The sequence below is a fragment of the Microbispora sp. GKU 823 genome, assembly GCF_002027145.1.
GTDB lineage: Bacteria > Actinomycetota > Actinomycetes > Streptosporangiales > Streptosporangiaceae > Microbispora > Microbispora siamensis.
In genome coordinates, this window is the sequence record NZ_MWJN01000090.1 from 20,797 (window position 1) to 36,131 (window position 15,335).

Here is a 15,335-nt window from a genome sequence, read left to right on the forward strand (position 1 = left end):
GCCGGTTTCTGCGGCCGGTCGGGCTCACTCGCCGAGCCAGGCCGTCATCCGCCGCTCGCTTTCGACGATCTTGGTCAGGCTCACGTTCTCCCCCGCCGTGTGGGCGATGTCCGGGTTGCCCGGGCCGCAGTTGACGGCGGGCATCCCGAGGGCCGAGAACCTCGCGACGTCGGTCCAGCCGAGCTTGGCCCGGGGCGTGCCGCCGATCGCGGCGGCGAACGCCGCGGCGACGGGGTGGGTGAGCCCCGGCCGCGCGCCCGGCGCTCCGTCGGTGAGCCGCACGTCGAAGCCGTCGAAGACCTCCTGGACGTGGGCGAACGCCTCCTCCAGGGTGCGGTCGGGGGCGAAGCGGTAGTTCACGGTCACCACGCACTCGTCCGGGATCACGTTCCCGGCCACCCCGCCGCGTACGGCCACCGCGTTGAGCCCCTCGCGGAACTGGAGGCCGTCCACCATCGGGCGCCGCGCCTCGTATCGGGAGAGGACCTCCAGGACCGGCGCGACGCCGTGGATGGCGTTGACGCCTTCCCACGACCGGGCGCTGTGCGCGCGCACGCCCTTCACCGTGATCTCGGCGCGCAGCGTGCCCTGGCAACCGCCCTCGATCAGCCCGTCGGTCGGCTCCATCACGACCGCGAAGTCACCCGTGATCCATTCGGGGTGCGTGCGGGTGAGCCGCAGCAGACCGCTCCGCTCGGCCTCGATCTCCTCGCAGTCGTAGAAGACGAAGGTCAGGTCGCGGTTGGGCTCGGCCAGCAGACAGAGCTTGAGCTGGACGGCCACGCCGCTCTTCATGTCGGACGTCCCGCAGCCGTACAGCACGCCGTCCTCGACCCTGCTCGGCAGGTTGTCCGCCACCGGGACCGTGTCGATGTGCCCGGCGATCACCACGCGCTCGGCCCGGCCGAGTTCGGTCCGCGCCACCACCGCGTCGCCGTCCCGCAGCACCGTCAGGTGCGGCAGCGGATCGAGCGCCTCCTCGATGGCGTCCGCCAGCGCCTTCTCCGCGCCGCTCACCGATTCGATGTCCACCAGCTGCGCCGTCAGCGCGCCCACGTCCTGGGCAAGGTCAAGCCGCATGCCATCCGACCTTAATCCACGGGTTCACGCGATCTGCACGGTGGCGACGGGCTTGGCGTCCTTGCGCCAGCCGTCGTGCCCGCTGGCGGCCGTCCAGGTCACGCCCGCGAAGCGCACCTGGCGCAGGCCGTACTTCTGCGCGTGGGTGACGTACCAGGCGGCGATCAGCCAGCCGCGCTTGGGCGCGGAGTCCGAGCCGAGCGCCCGCACGAGCTGCTTGCGCGCGGCCTCGGGCTGCGGCGAGACCGGCTTGTCGGACGGGGGATACCAGCAGTGGACGGCCTGGGGCACGCGCCCCATGAACGCCGCCGAGAGGATCTTGGCGTTGTACTCGTGGTCGGCGTAGGCCGAGCCGTCGGCGGAGCGCTGCACGGCCTGGGCCGCCTCGTGCAGCGGCAGGGTCCGGTAGTGCTTCACCTTCTCCAGCGCGGCGAAGAACTTCCGCGCCGCGTAGACCGGGTCCTGCAACTGCTCGGCCGTCCCCCAGCCCTGCGAGGGCCGCTGCTGGAAGACGCCCACCGAGTCGCGGTCGCCGTACGGCAGGTTGGCCAGCTTGGACTCCTGGATCGCGGTGACGTAGGCGATCTGGAGGGCGCGTTCGGGCAGCTTGCGCCGCACCGCGACGGCGGCGATGGTCGCGGCCACCTGGGCCTGCTCGATGTCGAGGTCGAGGGAGCCGTCCGGGGTCTTGATCATGCAGTGTTCGCCGAGAGCGAACGGCTCGGTCCGCTTCAGCAGGTGATAGGCGCCGTAGAAGATGGCCCCGCCCAGCAGGGCGACGATGACCATGACGGTCACGACAGGTTTGGTAAGGCGCCGTTCCACGTAGCAGAACCTACCCGGGTGATCAGGGCAGCCGATCCACTCGAATGGAACCGGGAGTGAGCGGGCGGGCGTAGGACGCCTCCCACTGGCCGCCCTGCACACGCTGGAACGACAGCAGGCGGCCGTCGCCCGCCCGGTAGTCGGCGAAGTCGAGCAGGCCGCGCTCGGGCAGACCGGTGGTCCCCTCGGAGCGGAAGGCGGCCGTGCCGCGCTCGATGGGATAGAACTCCAGGCCGTCCACGATGAGCATGTGCCTGGCCGGCACCATGCCCTGGGTCGGCACGTCGGTCCATAACAGGACCTCCAGGTGGAGGGGCTCGCCCTCCTTGCCCGGCCGTTCCTCGACCGACAGCCAGTTGTAGCGCCGGGCACCCTCGTCCAGCAGATACTCCGTCCACTTCTCGCCCTGCATCGTGCAGTGCAGGGCGCCGACGGCCCGATAGCGGGCGGCCTCCACGTAGACGGTGTCGCCCACCCTGATCGTGCGGGGGTCGAAGAAGTCGGGATCGGCCGCGGGGTCACGCGGCTGCGATTCTCCCGGAGCGGCGGGCGGGGTGCGGACCGGCTCGCGCGCACGCGTGCGCCGGGCGGTGGCGAAGGCGCCCAGCACGACGACGACCGTGGCGAGGCCCAGCACGATCACGATCGCTGTCGTCATGGCGCGCGATCCTACTGGAGGCGGCTCACCGCCGCATCGACGCGCTCGTCCGTGGCGGTGACGGCGATGCGGACGTGGCCGCGCCCGGCGGCGCCGTAGAACTCGCCCGGCGCGACGAGGATGCCCCGCTCGGCCAGGGCGCGCACCTGGTCCCAGCAGCCGGTGCCGTCGGTGGCCCACAGGTAGAGCCCGGCGTCCGAGTGCTCGATGCGCCAGCCGGCCCGCTCCAGCGCGGGCCGCAGCACCGCCCTGCGCCGGGCGTACCGCTCCCGCTGCTCGTCGGCGTGCGCGTCGTCGTCGAGCACGGCCGCCGTCGCGGCCTGGACCGGGGCGGGCATCATCATGCCGGCGTGCTTGCGCACCTCCAGCAGCCGCCGTACGAGCCGGGGGTCGCCGGCGACGAAGCCGGCGCGGTATCCGGCGAAGTTCGACCGCTTCGACAGCGAGTGGACCGCGAGCAGGTTCTCGTGGGAGCCCTCGCACACGTCAGGGTGGAGGACGGAGACCGGGTGCTCCTCCCAGCCCAGCTCGATGTAGCACTCGTCGGACGCGACGATCGCACCGCGCTCGCGCGCCCACGCGACGACCTTGCGCAGGTGCTCGGCGGGCAGGACCCGCCCGGTGGGGTTGGACGGCGAGTTCACCCAGACGAGGGGCACCCGCTCGGGGCCCAGCGCGAGGAGCCCGTCGGTCGCGTAGGGCTCGGCCCCGGCCAGCCTCGCGCCCACGTCGTAGGTGGGATAGGCGAGCTCGGGGAAGACCACGCGCTCGCCCGGCCGGACGCCGAGCAGCGTCGGCAGCCAGGCCACCAGTTCCTTGGAGCCGATGGTCGGCAGCACGTCGGCCGGGTCGACCGTGACGCCGTGCCGCCGCCGCAGCCAGCCCGCGGCCGCCTCACGCAGCCGCGGCGTGCCGTACGTCAGGGGATAGCCGGGGCTGTCGGCGGCGGCGGCGAGCGCCTCACGGGCGACCGGGGGCACCGGGTCGACCGGCGTGCCGACCGACAGGTCGACGATCCCGCCGGGATGCGCCCGCGCCAGATCCTGATAGGGCACGAGCCGATCCCATGGGAAGTCCGGCAACGCAAGCAAAGAAAATCCCCCAGTCGTCACGGACCGCGCTGATCGAATGCGCTGATCAGGCGTCGGTCAGTGGTCCTCACCCTGCGGCGGGAGCGCCGCGACCAGCGGGTGATCCTTGTTGATCTTGCCGACCTTCGAGGCGCCGCCGGGCGACCCCAGCTCCTCGAAGAAATCGACGTTGGCCTTGTAGAAGTCCTTCCACTGCTCGGGAAGGTCGTCCTCGTAGAAGATCGCCTCTACGGGGCACACCGGCTCGCACGCACCGCAGTCCACGCACTCGTCGGGGTGGATGTAGAGCATGCGTTCGCCCTCGTAGATGCAATCGACGGGGCACTCCTCGATGCACGCCTTGTCCAGGACGTCCACGCAAGGCTGCGCGATGACGTACGTCACCTCGGGCTCCTTCTGGGTTGCACGGCTCGACCGCGGGTTGCTAGCCCTAGTATTGCGGTGCCTGCCGACTAGCCGGAACAGGAGGGGGGCAATCATCGTGGCCCCTCGGCTCGGAGCCCGTCTCGTGGTCGCCATCACCCCCGCCGACGTGGGCAAACGGGTGACGACGCGGCGCAGAGTGCCCGGCGGGCACCGGGACGCCGTCGGCGTGTTGGAATCCTGGCACGACGGGGTGCTCACCGTACGGAAACGGGACGGAAGCCTCGTCGAGATCGCCGAGGACACCCTGGCCGCCGCCAAGATCGTGCCGCCCGCGCCGCCTGCCCGGTAATCCCCCCGCGCCCGGTAATCGGCGTGCATGGCGTGGACGCCGACTCGGTAATGGCCCAGCGCGCCGCCGAGAACGACCGCCGCGGCGCGGGGAGCATACGCCGCGTGACCATACGTGCCTGCGTCGTGACGATCTCCTCGGCGGCCCTCCTCCTGTCCGCGGCCTCCGCGTGCTCGAAGCCGTCGTCGTCGGACAAGCCGCTGCCGCCCCTGAACCCCCGGGCCGACAGCCTGGAGTCCGGGTTCGGCACCATGGACAGGCTCGTCGAGGCGGCCAAGAAGGAGGGCGCGCTCACGGTCGTCGGCCTGCCCGGCGGCTGGGTCGGCTACAAGGAGATCATCTCCCGCTTCTCCGACAAGTACGGGATCAAGGTGACCTCGATCGTGCCGGAGGCGAGCAGCAAGCAGGAGATCGACACCGCGGCCCGCCTGAAGGGGACGAATCAGGCGCCGGACGTGTTCGACCTCACCCTTGAGGTCGCGGTCGCCAACGCCAAGCTCTTCGCGCCCTACCGGGTGACCGGCTGGGCGGACATCCCCGACGAGGCCAAGGAGCAGCGGGGACGCTGGTACGCCGCCTACGGCGGATACATGTCGATCGGCTACGACCCGAGGAAGGTCCCCGCCCCCGCGTCGTACGGCGCGCTGGTCAGGCCGGGAACGATCGTGGCGCTGCCGGGCGACCCGCGCCGGGTGGCGTCGGCGTTCAGCGCCGTGATGGCGGCCTCGCTCGGCAACGGACTGCCGGACGCGCGCGGGGCGTGGACCTGTTCGCGCGGCTGAAGAAGGGCGGCATGCTCGGCCGGCCCGACCAGGCGACCGCGGTCGTGGACTGGGACTTCATGAACGCGGCGCGGGCCGCCTCCGGCCGCGGCGCGGCGGCCTGGCGGGTGACGATCCCCAGGAACGAGGTGCTCGCCTCCTACTACATGCAGGCGATCAGCGCCGACGCGCCGCACCCGGCCGCCGCCCGGCTGTGGGAGGAGTTCCTGCTGTCCGACGAGGGCCAGAACCTCTTCCTCAAGGCGTACGCGCGGCCCGCCCGGATGGAGGCGATGGAGATGCGCGACACGCTGGACGGGGACGCCGCCGCCCGGCTGCCGGAGGCGTCCGGCGACCCGGTGATCCTGAACATCCCCGAGCAGGATCAGGCCAAGTCATACGTGACCGCGCATTGGGCCCAGGCAGTCGGCTGAGCCACCCGATCTCGCAGAGGCGACGGAAGCCGTAAAGTGTGTCGTTATCCCAGCAGTCTCACAAGTCGGCATGAGATTGCGGCAATCCCGACACCGGGCACCACGTGTCAGAATGCGAGCCGATCTTGAGGTACGAAACTCCCAGTCTCACCCGATGGAACGCTCGCGCCTACGACAGCTCCTTCGGCTACGTCTCGGCTCAGGGCGCGCCACTGGTGGAACTGCTCGACCCGCGCCCCGGTGAGCGCGTGCTCGACCTCGGGTGCGGCACCGGTGTGCTCACCGCCGACATCGCCAGGCGCGGCGCCCACGTGCTGGGCATCGACGGCTCCCACTCCATGATCGAGCAGGCCATCGCGCACCATCCCGGACTCGACTTCACCGTGGGCGACGGCTACGACTTCACCGTCGTCCAGCCGTACGACGCGGTCTTCTCGAACGCGGCGCTGCACTGGATGAGCCGCGACCCCGACGCGGTGATCGACTGCGTGCGGGAGGCACTGCGGCCGGGCGGCCGGTTCGTCGCCGAGATGGGCGGCGCGGGCAACTGCGCGGCCCTGACCTCCGCCGTGCTCACCGCCTGGCGCGAGTACGGCCTGCCCGAGCCCGAACTGCCGTGGTACTTCCCCAGCCCCGCCGAGTACGCCCACCGCCTGGAGAAGGGCGGCTTCACGGTCCGGCTGCTGGAGTATTTCGACCGCCCCACCCCGCTCGACGAGTGCCCGAACGGCGCGGCCGACTGGGTCCGGATGTTCGCCGGCTCACTGCTCGACCGGGTCCCTCCGGCGGCCGTGGAACCGCTGCTGCGCCGGGTCAACGAGCTGGCCGCCCCCGCCCTGCGCCGGGAGACCGGCTGGATGGCCGACTACGTCCGCCTCCGTTTCGCCGCGGAACGTCACTGACATCTCCACCACGACGGGGCGATTTGCCAGACTATGGACTGGTCTTTGTGAGTGATGGGGAACGCATGAACTTCTGCCTGAGTGACCTCGTGCCACCGCTGCGCTGGAGTGACGCTGCCCGCATCACGACCCTGGCCGACCGGCCCGGCCTGCCGGACGCGTGGTGGCGGACGCTGCCCCTGCACCGGGTGCTCGCCGTCCTGGACGCCGAGGCGCTGGGCGACCTGCTCACCGAGCTCGCGCTCGACTACTGGCCGGCGGCGGCCGTCGGCGACGTGCTGCCCGCGCTGCACGTGCTCGATCCCGACGAGGCCGACGACCCCCAGGTCGCGATCGCGCTCGACCGGGCGGGGTCGTGGCACGGCCTGCTCGCGCTGTCCGGCCGGGAACTGGCCGACCAGCCGTTCGTCAAGGCCCGCCCCGTGCTGACCGCTCTGTTCACCGCCGTGTTCTTACGGATGTCCCCGGAGGAGGCCGAGCCTGTCTCCGAGCCGATATCCGAGCCGATATCCGAGCGGGTCGAGGATCCTCCGGACGAAGAGGTCGCGGAACAACCGGAACACGAGGTCCCGGACATCCCCGAGCTGATCGACGCGGCGTTCGGCGGCCTGGACGACCAGACCTGGATGGTGGCGCAGAACCGGGTCTTCGCCGACGAGCCGTCCGACCCCGAGCAACTGGCCAGGCTGCTGGCCGTCCACCCCGCCGTCATCCACGATCTCGAAGCGGCCCTGCGTGACCGGCTGTCCCGCTGGCTCGCGCTGCCCGAGGCGAAGCCGTACAACGAGCATCTGGCCTGGCTCACCGACACCTTCGGAGCCGCGGTCCCCAAGGAGCGGTTCGTCACGGCGGCCGAGTGGCACGGGCGCGAACTGCGCTCGCTGGAGGTGCCCGCCTGGCGGTTCGTGCTCGCCACGCTCCCCGGCCACCGCCTTTTCGGCGACTGGCTCGTGGCCGGCGACATCGAGGAACTGCGGGAGAGGACGCGGAGCCTGATCGCCTCGGCCGAGCGCCCGCCGACCGTCCCCCGGGCACTGGAGATGATCGGTTCTCTCGGCATCCGTCCCGACGTCGCGAGGCAGTGGCTGGAGAGCGTGCCGCAACTGCGCGCCCAGAAGGCGTCCGAGATCGCCCCCGACCGGCAGCAGGACCGGCAACAGGACCGGCAGCAGGGCGGGCTCAAGGACGTGGCGCTGACCCGGCGGTGCTTCCGGCAGCCGGACGGCAGGTGGTGGCTCAGGGTGGACGTCTCCGGCGACCACCTCCAGGGCGGCGAGGTCCCGCTGCCCAGCGGGTTCGCCGCGTACGTCGGCCTCGCGCCGGGCGAGGACCGCACCGTGCGCAGCGCCGCCGGTGAGGTCGGCCTCTCCTGGCACGCGCGGCCGGCCCTGGGCTCCCTGCAGCGGATTCTCAGCGAGGTCTCGGCCGAGGAGGGCAGCCACATCTTCCTGACCCTGTCCGAGGAGGGCATGCTGCGCGTACGGCACCTGCCGGCGGCGAACGGCGGTGACGAGACGAGCCGCGCGCTGCGCCTGGTGGGCTACACCGCGCCGAGCGGCACGCCCGAGCAGGCGGCGCGGGTGATCGCGACACGTGTCGGACTCTCCGCGCCCGTCGGGCGGCCCGAACTCCTCGCGCGGCTGCGAGAACGCGGGGACCGCGACCTGCTGACCCTGCTGGGATAGCCGATGCCCCGGCTCGCGATCTCCCCGGAGTTCCTGCGCGGGCTCGGCGCGCTCAGCCGGCCGGTCCGCCGGGACGTCGCCGTCGCGGTACGCCGGTTCCTGCTGAACGCGTCCGCCGCGCCGCACCCCGAGAGGGTGCGCAACTGCCGCGATCCCCGGGTCGCCACCCTGCGGCTCGCCGACCGCCACCGGGGGGTGGTGGTGCGGCAGGAGGACGTCTACTGGCTGCTCACCGTGCTGCCGGACGCCGAGGCGTGGTCGTACGCGCAGCGGCACAGGGTCGGCGTCAACACGGCCATCGGGATCGTCGAGACCTGGGACGCCGAGGCGCTGGAGCGGATCGAGCCGGCCCTGCGCCGCGCGTCGGAGACCGGCGGCCGGCCGCTGTTCGAGAACTGGTGCGACAACGATCTGCTGAACATCGGCATCGACCCCCGCCTGCTGCCGCTGCTGCGGCTCATGACGTCGGAGTCGCATCTCGCGGCCGTGGAGCCGCTGCTCCCGCACAGCCAGTACGCGCCGCTCGCGGCGCTCGCCCGGGGCGGCTCGCTGGCGGCGGCCTGGCGCGAGCTGGACGCCTGCCGCTCCCGCGTCGCCGACGAGATCGACCCGGAGGACCTCCTGGCGGCGCTGCGGCGCAGCCCCGACCGGCCGCGTTCGCCGCCGACGCCGCCGAGCTCGAGCGCATCCTCACGCTGCCCGGCTGGTGCACGTTCCTCTATCCCCCGCAGCACACGTACGCCAACTGGCCGGCGTACGAGCAGCCGGTGCTCATCACCGGGGGCGCGGGCACCGGGAAGACGGTCATCGCACTGCACCGGGCGGCCCTGCTGGCCCGCGCGGCCACCGGCCCGGTGCTGCTGGTCACGTTCTCGCAGAGCCTCGCGACCGAGCTGTCCGCGCGGCTCGACATGATCATCAACGACGAGGTGGTCCGCAAGCGCGTCGAGGTGGGCAACGTCGACAGGATCGCGCACCGCATCGTCGCCGAGGCGGAGGGCCGCGCCCCCGCCCTCGTCTCCTCCGACGACCTCGCCGAGCTGTGGCAGGAGGCGGCCGGCAGGCGCTTCGGCAGCGCGTTCCTGCTGCGCGAGTGGGAACAGGTGATCCTCGCGCAGGACCTGCGGACGCTGGAGGAGTATCAGGCCGCCGCGCGGCCGGGCCGCGGCGTCCGGCTCGACGCCGAGGCCAGGACGATGGTGTGGGAGGCCGTCCAGCAGGTCGTACGGCGGCTGCGCGAGTCCGGCCGGCGCACCCTGCTCCAGCTCGCCTCGGAGGCGGCGGGCCTGCTCGGGCGGGCCGTGGGCGACCTGCTGGGCGACGAGGCGCCGGGGCGGGAGCCGTACCGGCACATCGTGGTGGACGAGGCGCAGGACCTGCACCCGGCCCAGTGGCGGCTGCTGCGGGCGGCGGTCCCCGCCGCCCCGAACGACCTGTTCATCCTGGGAGACCCGCACCAGCGCATGTTCGACACGCGGGTCGCGCTGGCGGACGTCGGCATCCCGGCCCGCAGGTTCCAGCTGAAGATCTCCCACCGGCTGCCCACCGAGATCCTGTCGTGGGGAGTGCGCCTGCGGGGCGGTGGTCCCGCCGACGGCCTGGTCGCGGGCAACGCCGCGATGTACGGCTACCGCGCGCTGGACCACGGCACGCGCCCGATGGTGCGCGGGTACGTGAACGCGGAGGCGGAGATCGCCGGGCTCGTCTCCACCGTGGCCGAATGGCTGGAGGAGGGCGTGCCGACCGCCCAGATCGCGGTGGCCGCGCGCACCTCCGACCTCGTACGTACCGCCCGCACCGCACTACGCGAAGCGGGCATCACGGTCAAAGTCACCTCCCTTCACGGCATGAAAGGGCTGGAATTCCGCCGGGTGGCCGTGATAGGCGTGGCTGACGGAATCGTGCCGGCGCCCGACGCGCTGACCCCGGCCGACGAGGACCCGACGGCCCGGGCGCACGATCTGCAACGCGAACGGGGGCTGCTCTACGTGGCGTGTACGCGGGCGGGGGAGCTGCTCTACGTGTCCTATTCGGGGCGCGCCAGTCCCTTCATCCCGGCCTGACGTCCGATCCCCTAGTCTGAACTGCGGATATATTCCCCTTGCCGGTTGGACCTGCATGAATCTCAGCCTTAGCGACATCGTGCCTCCGCTGCGCTGGACCGCGCCCAGCCAGGTAGAGCCGATCGCGAGCGACCCCGGTCTTCCCGACGCGTGGTGGCAGGCGCTTCCCCTCGACCGGGCCTGTGCGGCGGTGGGAACCGGCCAGGTCGCCTCCCGGCTCGCCGACCTCACCATCGCCTGCTGGGCGCACCTGGTCCTCGGCGACATCCTCCCGCTGCTGAGGTTCACCCACCCCGAGGAGAGCCTCCAGACGCCCGGCCCCCGGGAGAGCGTCCACGAGCTGTACGTCGACGTGATCGACAAGCTGCTGGCCACCGAGCCCGCGCGGGAGCCGGCCGGGGCGCCGGTCCCGCCGGCCCTCCCCGAGCGGCCGATGCCCGAGATCATCGACGAGATCTTCGCCCGGCTGGACGACCGCCAGCGGGCCATCGCACGCGACCGGCTCTACTTCGACACCTCCCAGCAACCGGGCCAGGCCCAGCGGGCCACGCTGGACGAGCTGGCCCAGCGCTTCTCGGTCACCCGGGAGCGCATCCGGCAGATCGAGCGCGACCTGCGCGACCACGTGATGGACTGGCTGAACGGCCCGTCCGCCGCGCCGCTGAACGCCCATCTGTCCTGGCTGCGCACCCGGCTGGGCTCGGCCGTGCCCGCCGACGACCTCGCCGCCGCCGTGCCGTGGCACCGCACCGAGCTGATCACGCTCGCGATCCCCGCCTGGCGGTTCGTCCGTACGCTCCTGACCGGGTACGAGCAGGTGGACGGCTGGCTGGTCGCGGGCGGCGCGGACGAGCTCAGGGAGAAGACCCGGCAGCTGTTCACCGACGGCCCCCGGCCGCTCGAGGAGGCGGTCTCCCTCGTCGCCCAGCTCGGCATCCGGGAGGACGTCGCCGAGCGCTGGCTGGCGTCGGTGCCGCACCTGCGCGTCATGGAGGGCCACGTCGTCCCCTGGCCGCGCAGCATGGGCGACAAGGCGGAGGCCGTGCTGGCGGTCGCCCGCGCCCCGCTCGCGCCCGAGGAGATCCAGGCCCGCATCGGCGAGGACTACAGCCTCGTCGGCATCCGCAACCAGCTCGCCTCGGACGAGCGGTTCATCCGGCTCGACCGCAGCAAGTACGGCCTGCGGCGCTGGGGCGGCGACGAGTACCTCGGCATCCGGGAGATGATCATCCGGGAGATCGAGCGTGCGGGCGGCGAGGCGTCCGTGAGCACGGTCGTGGACAACCTGACCTCCCGCTACGACGTGAGCGAGAGCTCCATCAGAGCGTACGCCGGAGGGCCCGGGTTCGAGCGGACCCAGCGCGGCTACATCAGGGTGGCCGCCCAGGACCAGGCCGAGCCGTACCAGCCGCGCCGGGACGTCTCGATGACCCGCCGCTGCTTCCGCAGCAGGGACGGCCGCTGGTGGCACCGTGTCGACGTGAACGCCGAGCACCTGCGCGGCTCGGGCTCCCCGCTGCCGACCGGTTTCGCCGCGCACCTCGGCATGGCGCCCGGCGGCCAGCTCACCGCATCCACCGCGTCGGGCGAGGTGGTGATCAGCTGGCACAACCAGCCGACCATCGGCTCGATCAGGAACGTTCTCGCCGAGTACAACGCGTCCGAGGGCGACCACGTCTTCCTGACGGTCTCCGACGGCGGCGAACTGCTGACCCGCTTCCTGCCCGTGGCGGGGGCCGGGCTGCCCGCGATCAACCAGGCGCTGCACCTGATCGGGTACACCGCTCCGGTGGCGTCGGAGGCCGAGGGCCTGCGGCTCATCGGCGCCCGCATCGGCCTGCCCGAGGGGGCCGCCCGCGAGGAGATCCTCGACCGCCTGCGCGAACGCGGCGACCGCGACATCCTGCGCTTCCTGACCTGACACGGGGGTGGAAGAGATGTCGGGGGCAGCACGTAGGCTCGGAGCATGTTGCGGCTCCACGACACCCTGACCCGGCAGGTCGTGCCCGTCGCCCCGGCCGGCTCGCGGATCCTGCGGATGTACACCTGCGCCGCGCACGGGCCCGCCGGTCTCGCCGACCTGCGCCCCGCCCTGCTCGCCGACCTGGTCCGCCGCGTCGCCGAACGCGCCGGGCTGCGGGTGCTCGCCTGCCGTAACGTCTCCGACCTCCTTCACCCGGACGGCGGTAACGGCGATGCCGCGTCTCTCGACGCCGACACGCTCGCGCTCAACATGCGCGCCCCCGAGCACTCCCCCAGGACCAGCGAGACGATGGGCCTGGTGATCGAGCTCATCGGGCGGCTCATCGAGCGCGGCCACGCGTACGCCACCCCGGAGGGAGCGGTGTTCTTCGACGCGGCGTCCTTCCCCACGTACGGCGAGATCTCCGGCAAGCCGGGCTCGGCATCCGACTGGCCCCTGTGGGAGCCGCTGCCGGAACCTCTGCCGGAACCTCTGCGGGAACCTCTGCGGGGACCGGCCGACGGCGCTGCCGGAGCGGTCTGGGACGCGCCCTGGGGTCGCGGGCTCCCCGGCCGCGACATCGAGTGTTCTGCCACGCCGCTGCGGTTCCTCGGCCCGCGCTTCGACCTGTACGTGGGCGGGGCCGACCTGTGCTTCCCCCACCACGAGAGGGCGCGGGCCCAGTCGAACGCCGCGACAGGTCAGGAGGCGGCCGTTCACTGGGCGCACTCCGGGCGCCTGCTGTTCGAGGGCCGCCCGGCAGGCATCGGAGACGCCGTGCCGCTGTCCGGCGTCGTCGCCGCCGGTCTCGATCCCCTCTCCGTACGGCTGGCCCTGCTGGAGCAGCACTACCGGCGGCCGGTCGACCTCACCTGGGACGCGCTCCGCGCCGCCGACGAGGAACTGCGGCGGCTTCGGCGGCGGGTCGCCGAATGGGCGGAGTCACCGAGCCGCCCGATCGACGACGCCCACGCCGAGCGCGTCCAGCGGGCGCTGGACGACGACCTCGACACGCCCGGGGCGCTCCGCCTGCTGCGCGACCTGGAGGCCGACGAGTCGGTCGCGCCGGGGGCCAAGTTCGAGACCTTCCTCCACTTCGACCACGTGCTCGCCCTCGACCTGCCCGCCGACATCGGCCGCATCTGACGGGCACTCCCCGCGTACGCCGGACGGGCCGGCTCCAGCGCCCGTCCGTTTGTCGGGCTTGGTTCTCGATGCGGTCGGGCTTGGTTCTCGATGCGGTCGGGCTTGGTTCTCGATGCGGTCGGGCTTGGGCCGACCCGGCAGCCCTCCGCTCCTTTCGTGCCTGTTCCTATTACCCCGTTCCTATTACCCCCGCCGCTTGCCGCACCCGCCGCACGCGTGCGAGTGCAGCCCGGCAGCTCAACCTGTCGCTCCAACAATTCGCTGCTCAAGGAGTGTGCGAGTCGCGACGGCGTGGAAGAATTCATACAAGTATTCGAATCTAGCGATGGAGGCGCGATGGATCTGTTTGCTATCGATCCCGACCGCTCTCATCGTTCGAATAACGCTGGTGACTGGTGGGATCGGTTGACCGCCGACTCGCCGTTGTGGGCGTCCGAGGACTCACGTGCCTGCGGCTGTGGAGCCGGGAACGAGGAGGTCGCGGACGATGCCGGTGCTGCGGATGGCTCGGAAGCCGGTGCTTGTGGGTCAGGCGCCGGTCAGGCTCGGGCCCGGTCGTCGTGGGTGTTGGTTGGTTCGCTTCGTGAGTCGGCGCAGGAGCTGGCGCTGACTCCGCTTCCGGACGATGTGGATATCTGTCTGGCGGAGGCCGAGGAGTTGATGTTCGCCCGGGATCGGATCACGTGTGCTCTTGCTGATCGGGTGGGTCGGGTGCATGGTGCGGGGCAGGCCAGGCAGCGTGGGCATGCCTCGACTCGGAGTTGGCTGCGTACCGCCGGGGGGATGAGCGTCCCGGGGGCCGGGCGGTTGCTGACGGTGGCGGTGGAGTTGGCCCGTCTGCCCCGGGTTCGTGCGGCGTTCGCCGAGGGTCGCTTGTCGGCGGGGGTGGTGGAGGCGATCTGCACCGCCACCGCGGAGTTGAGCGATGAGCAGGCGGGGGTGGCTGAGCCGATTTTGCTGGAACTGGCGGGTAAGGCGGGCCCGGCGGAGGTGGCCAAAGCGGGCCGTTACCTGCGGGCGGTGCTCGACCCTGATGGGGAGGAGCGGGATGAGCAGGCCGATTACGCGCGGCGGTTCCTGCGGGTCCGCCCCACTAAGGGTGGGGGGCTGGAGGGGGAGTTTCATCTGCCGCGTGAGGCCGCCGCCCGGTTGCGGGCCCTGCTGGACGCCTACGCCAAACCCCGGGCGGAGGGTGATGACCGCCCGCTGCGGGTCCGCAACGCCGACGCGTTCATCGCGCTGCTGGAGCAGGAGATCGCCACCGAACTCCTGATCCTGGTCAACGCCGAATCCCTGCCCACCGATCCCGAAGACACCAGTGTCGCCGAAAGCGGCTGCACCCCGAGCGACACCGGAAGCACCGACGACCCCAGCGAGGCCGAAGACGCCGCCGACCCCGGCGACCTTGGCGCCGCCGCCGATTCCGGCACTGCCGAGGCAGAGGCAGAAGCAGGGGCAGAGGTCGATGTAGCTGCGGGCGCTGTTGCCGAGAGTGCCGACCGTGCCACCACCGCCCCGCGCGATGAGGAGTCCGGCGACCCCGGAGCCTCTCCCACCACCGCGTCTCCCACCACCGCGTCTCCGACCACAACTCCTTTGCACACAGCCCAGCCGGATCCTCCTCCCGACGATCCACGTGGACATCACACCCACGCCGGGCATCGGCCTGCGGGGGACTGCCGGCATGGGCAGGCCACGCGTGAGGACCACGGCCACGAGAACCGGAGGCACGTCGAGGGCGGATGCGCGTGCGGCGGGGGAGCGCGGTGCTCGTCCGCAGCACCGGGGACGCCACCGGGGAGCCCGCCGGGAGCAGCGCCATGGACGGCGTCAGGGACGGCGCCGGGAGCGTCACCGGGGGCGCCGCCGGGAGTGCTGCCGGGGGCGTTGTTGGGGACGGCGCCGGGGTTGTTGCTGGCGACCGGGCAGATGCTGCCCATCTCCAGCGTGCACCGCCTCGCCCGCACCTCCACCCTGGTACGCCTGGTCATGGACGCCGACGGGCAGGTGCT

At 72.1% G+C, this 15,335-nt stretch carries 15 protein-coding genes; 10 read left to right on the plus strand and 5 right to left on the minus strand.

Features of this window, described 5'->3' with window-relative positions; genetic code table 11:
• Positions 1-24 precede the first annotated feature (24 nt).
• From dapE to fdxA, 5 genes are read right to left on the minus strand one after another with little or no spacing between them, the layout of a single operon-like run.
• Positions 25-1,080, minus strand: coding sequence for a succinyl-diaminopimelate desuccinylase (gene dapE, locus B1L11_RS33830; protein WP_079319404.1), 1,056 nt, complete (start codon positions 1,078-1,080; stop codon positions 25-27).
• A 24-nt stretch (positions 1,081-1,104) separates the two neighbouring features.
• Positions 1,105-1,869 (minus strand): hypothetical protein, encoded by a 765-nt coding sequence (locus tag B1L11_RS33835; protein ID WP_306291740.1) that lies wholly within the window; start codon positions 1,867-1,869, stop codon positions 1,105-1,107.
• 58 nt (positions 1,870-1,927) lie between these two features.
• Positions 1,928-2,563, minus strand: a complete 636-nt coding sequence (locus B1L11_RS33840) for a DUF4178 domain-containing protein (RefSeq protein WP_079319406.1) — start codon at positions 2,561-2,563, stop codon at positions 1,928-1,930.
• Between the two features lie 11 nt (positions 2,564-2,574).
• Positions 2,575-3,654, minus strand: coding sequence for a succinyldiaminopimelate transaminase (dapC, locus tag B1L11_RS33845; RefSeq protein ID WP_079319407.1), 1,080 nt, complete (start codon positions 3,652-3,654; stop codon positions 2,575-2,577).
• 57 nt (positions 3,655-3,711) lie between these two features.
• Entirely contained in the window at positions 3,712-4,038 is a 327-nt protein-coding gene (gene fdxA, locus B1L11_RS33850; RefSeq protein WP_030507471.1) for a ferredoxin, read from the minus strand.
• A gap of 97 nt (positions 4,039-4,135) precedes the next feature.
• On the opposite strand from fdxA, the gene B1L11_RS33855 reads away from it, so the two are divergent.
• The 10 genes from B1L11_RS33855 to B1L11_RS48895 all read left to right on the plus strand — a co-directional run.
• A complete protein-coding gene (locus B1L11_RS33855) occupies positions 4,136-4,369 on the plus strand; it encodes a hypothetical protein (RefSeq protein WP_079319408.1) in 234 nt (77 codons plus the stop codon).
• A gap of 104 nt (positions 4,370-4,473) precedes the next feature.
• A complete protein-coding gene (locus B1L11_RS52605) occupies positions 4,474-5,151 on the plus strand; it encodes an ABC transporter substrate-binding protein (protein WP_256863121.1) in 678 nt (225 codons plus the stop codon).
• Positions 5,130-5,564 carry a substrate-binding domain-containing protein gene (locus B1L11_RS52610; protein WP_256863122.1) on the plus strand — a complete coding sequence of 145 codons (435 nt, stop codon included), beginning with the start codon at positions 5,130-5,132 and terminating at the stop codon, positions 5,562-5,564. The genes B1L11_RS52605 and B1L11_RS52610 overlap by 22 nt, the downstream gene beginning before the upstream one ends.
• A gap of 125 nt (positions 5,565-5,689) precedes the next feature.
• The gene (locus tag B1L11_RS33865) at positions 5,690-6,466 is read left to right on the plus strand and encodes a trans-aconitate 2-methyltransferase (RefSeq protein ID WP_079319417.1); all 777 of its coding nucleotides are present in this window, start codon (positions 5,690-5,692) and stop codon (positions 6,464-6,466) included.
• Between the two features lie 65 nt (positions 6,467-6,531).
• The gene (locus tag B1L11_RS33870; RefSeq protein ID WP_079319409.1) at positions 6,532-8,151 is read left to right on the plus strand and encodes a hypothetical protein; all 1,620 of its coding nucleotides are present in this window, start codon (positions 6,532-6,534) and stop codon (positions 8,149-8,151) included.
• 3 nt (positions 8,152-8,154) lie between these two features.
• Complete coding sequence (locus B1L11_RS52615) at positions 8,155-9,066, plus strand: hypothetical protein (protein ID WP_256863123.1); 912 nt, start codon at positions 8,155-8,157, stop codon at positions 9,064-9,066.
• A complete protein-coding gene (locus tag B1L11_RS52620) occupies positions 8,964-10,214 on the plus strand; it encodes a 3'-5' exonuclease (RefSeq protein WP_256863125.1) in 1,251 nt (416 codons plus the stop codon). The genes B1L11_RS52615 and B1L11_RS52620 overlap by 103 nt, the downstream gene beginning before the upstream one ends.
• 55 nt (positions 10,215-10,269) lie before the next feature.
• Positions 10,270-12,135, plus strand: coding sequence for a sigma factor-like helix-turn-helix DNA-binding protein (locus B1L11_RS33880; RefSeq protein WP_079319410.1), 1,866 nt, complete (start codon positions 10,270-10,272; stop codon positions 12,133-12,135).
• A 45-nt stretch (positions 12,136-12,180) separates the two neighbouring features.
• A complete protein-coding gene (locus B1L11_RS33885; protein ID WP_079319411.1) occupies positions 12,181-13,323 on the plus strand; it encodes a cysteine--tRNA ligase in 1,143 nt (380 codons plus the stop codon).
• 660 nt (positions 13,324-13,983) lie between these two features.
• Positions 13,984-15,335 (plus strand): DUF222 domain-containing protein (locus tag B1L11_RS48895; protein ID WP_256863126.1); only part of this gene is annotated, 1,352 nt, incomplete at its 3' end.

Coding starts and splice junctions, on each gene's coding strand:
- dapE (WP_079319404.1), bottom strand. CDS start 1,080: ATGCGGCTTGACCTTGCCCAGGACGTGGGCGCGCTGACGGCGCAGCTG.
- B1L11_RS33835 (WP_306291740.1), bottom strand. CDS start 1,869: ATGGTCATCGTCGCCCTGCTGGGCGGGGCCATCTTCTACGGCGCCTAT.
- B1L11_RS33840 (WP_079319406.1), bottom strand. CDS start 2,563: ATGACGACAGCGATCGTGATCGTGCTGGGCCTCGCCACGGTCGTCGTC.
- B1L11_RS33870 (WP_079319409.1), top strand. CDS start 6,532: ATGAACTTCTGCCTGAGTGACCTCGTGCCACCGCTGCGCTGGAGTGAC.
- B1L11_RS52615 (WP_256863123.1), top strand. CDS start 8,155: ATGCCCCGGCTCGCGATCTCCCCGGAGTTCCTGCGCGGGCTCGGCGCG.
- B1L11_RS33880 (WP_079319410.1), top strand. CDS start 10,270: ATGAATCTCAGCCTTAGCGACATCGTGCCTCCGCTGCGCTGGACCGCG.
- B1L11_RS33885 (WP_079319411.1), top strand. CDS start 12,181: ATGTTGCGGCTCCACGACACCCTGACCCGGCAGGTCGTGCCCGTCGCC.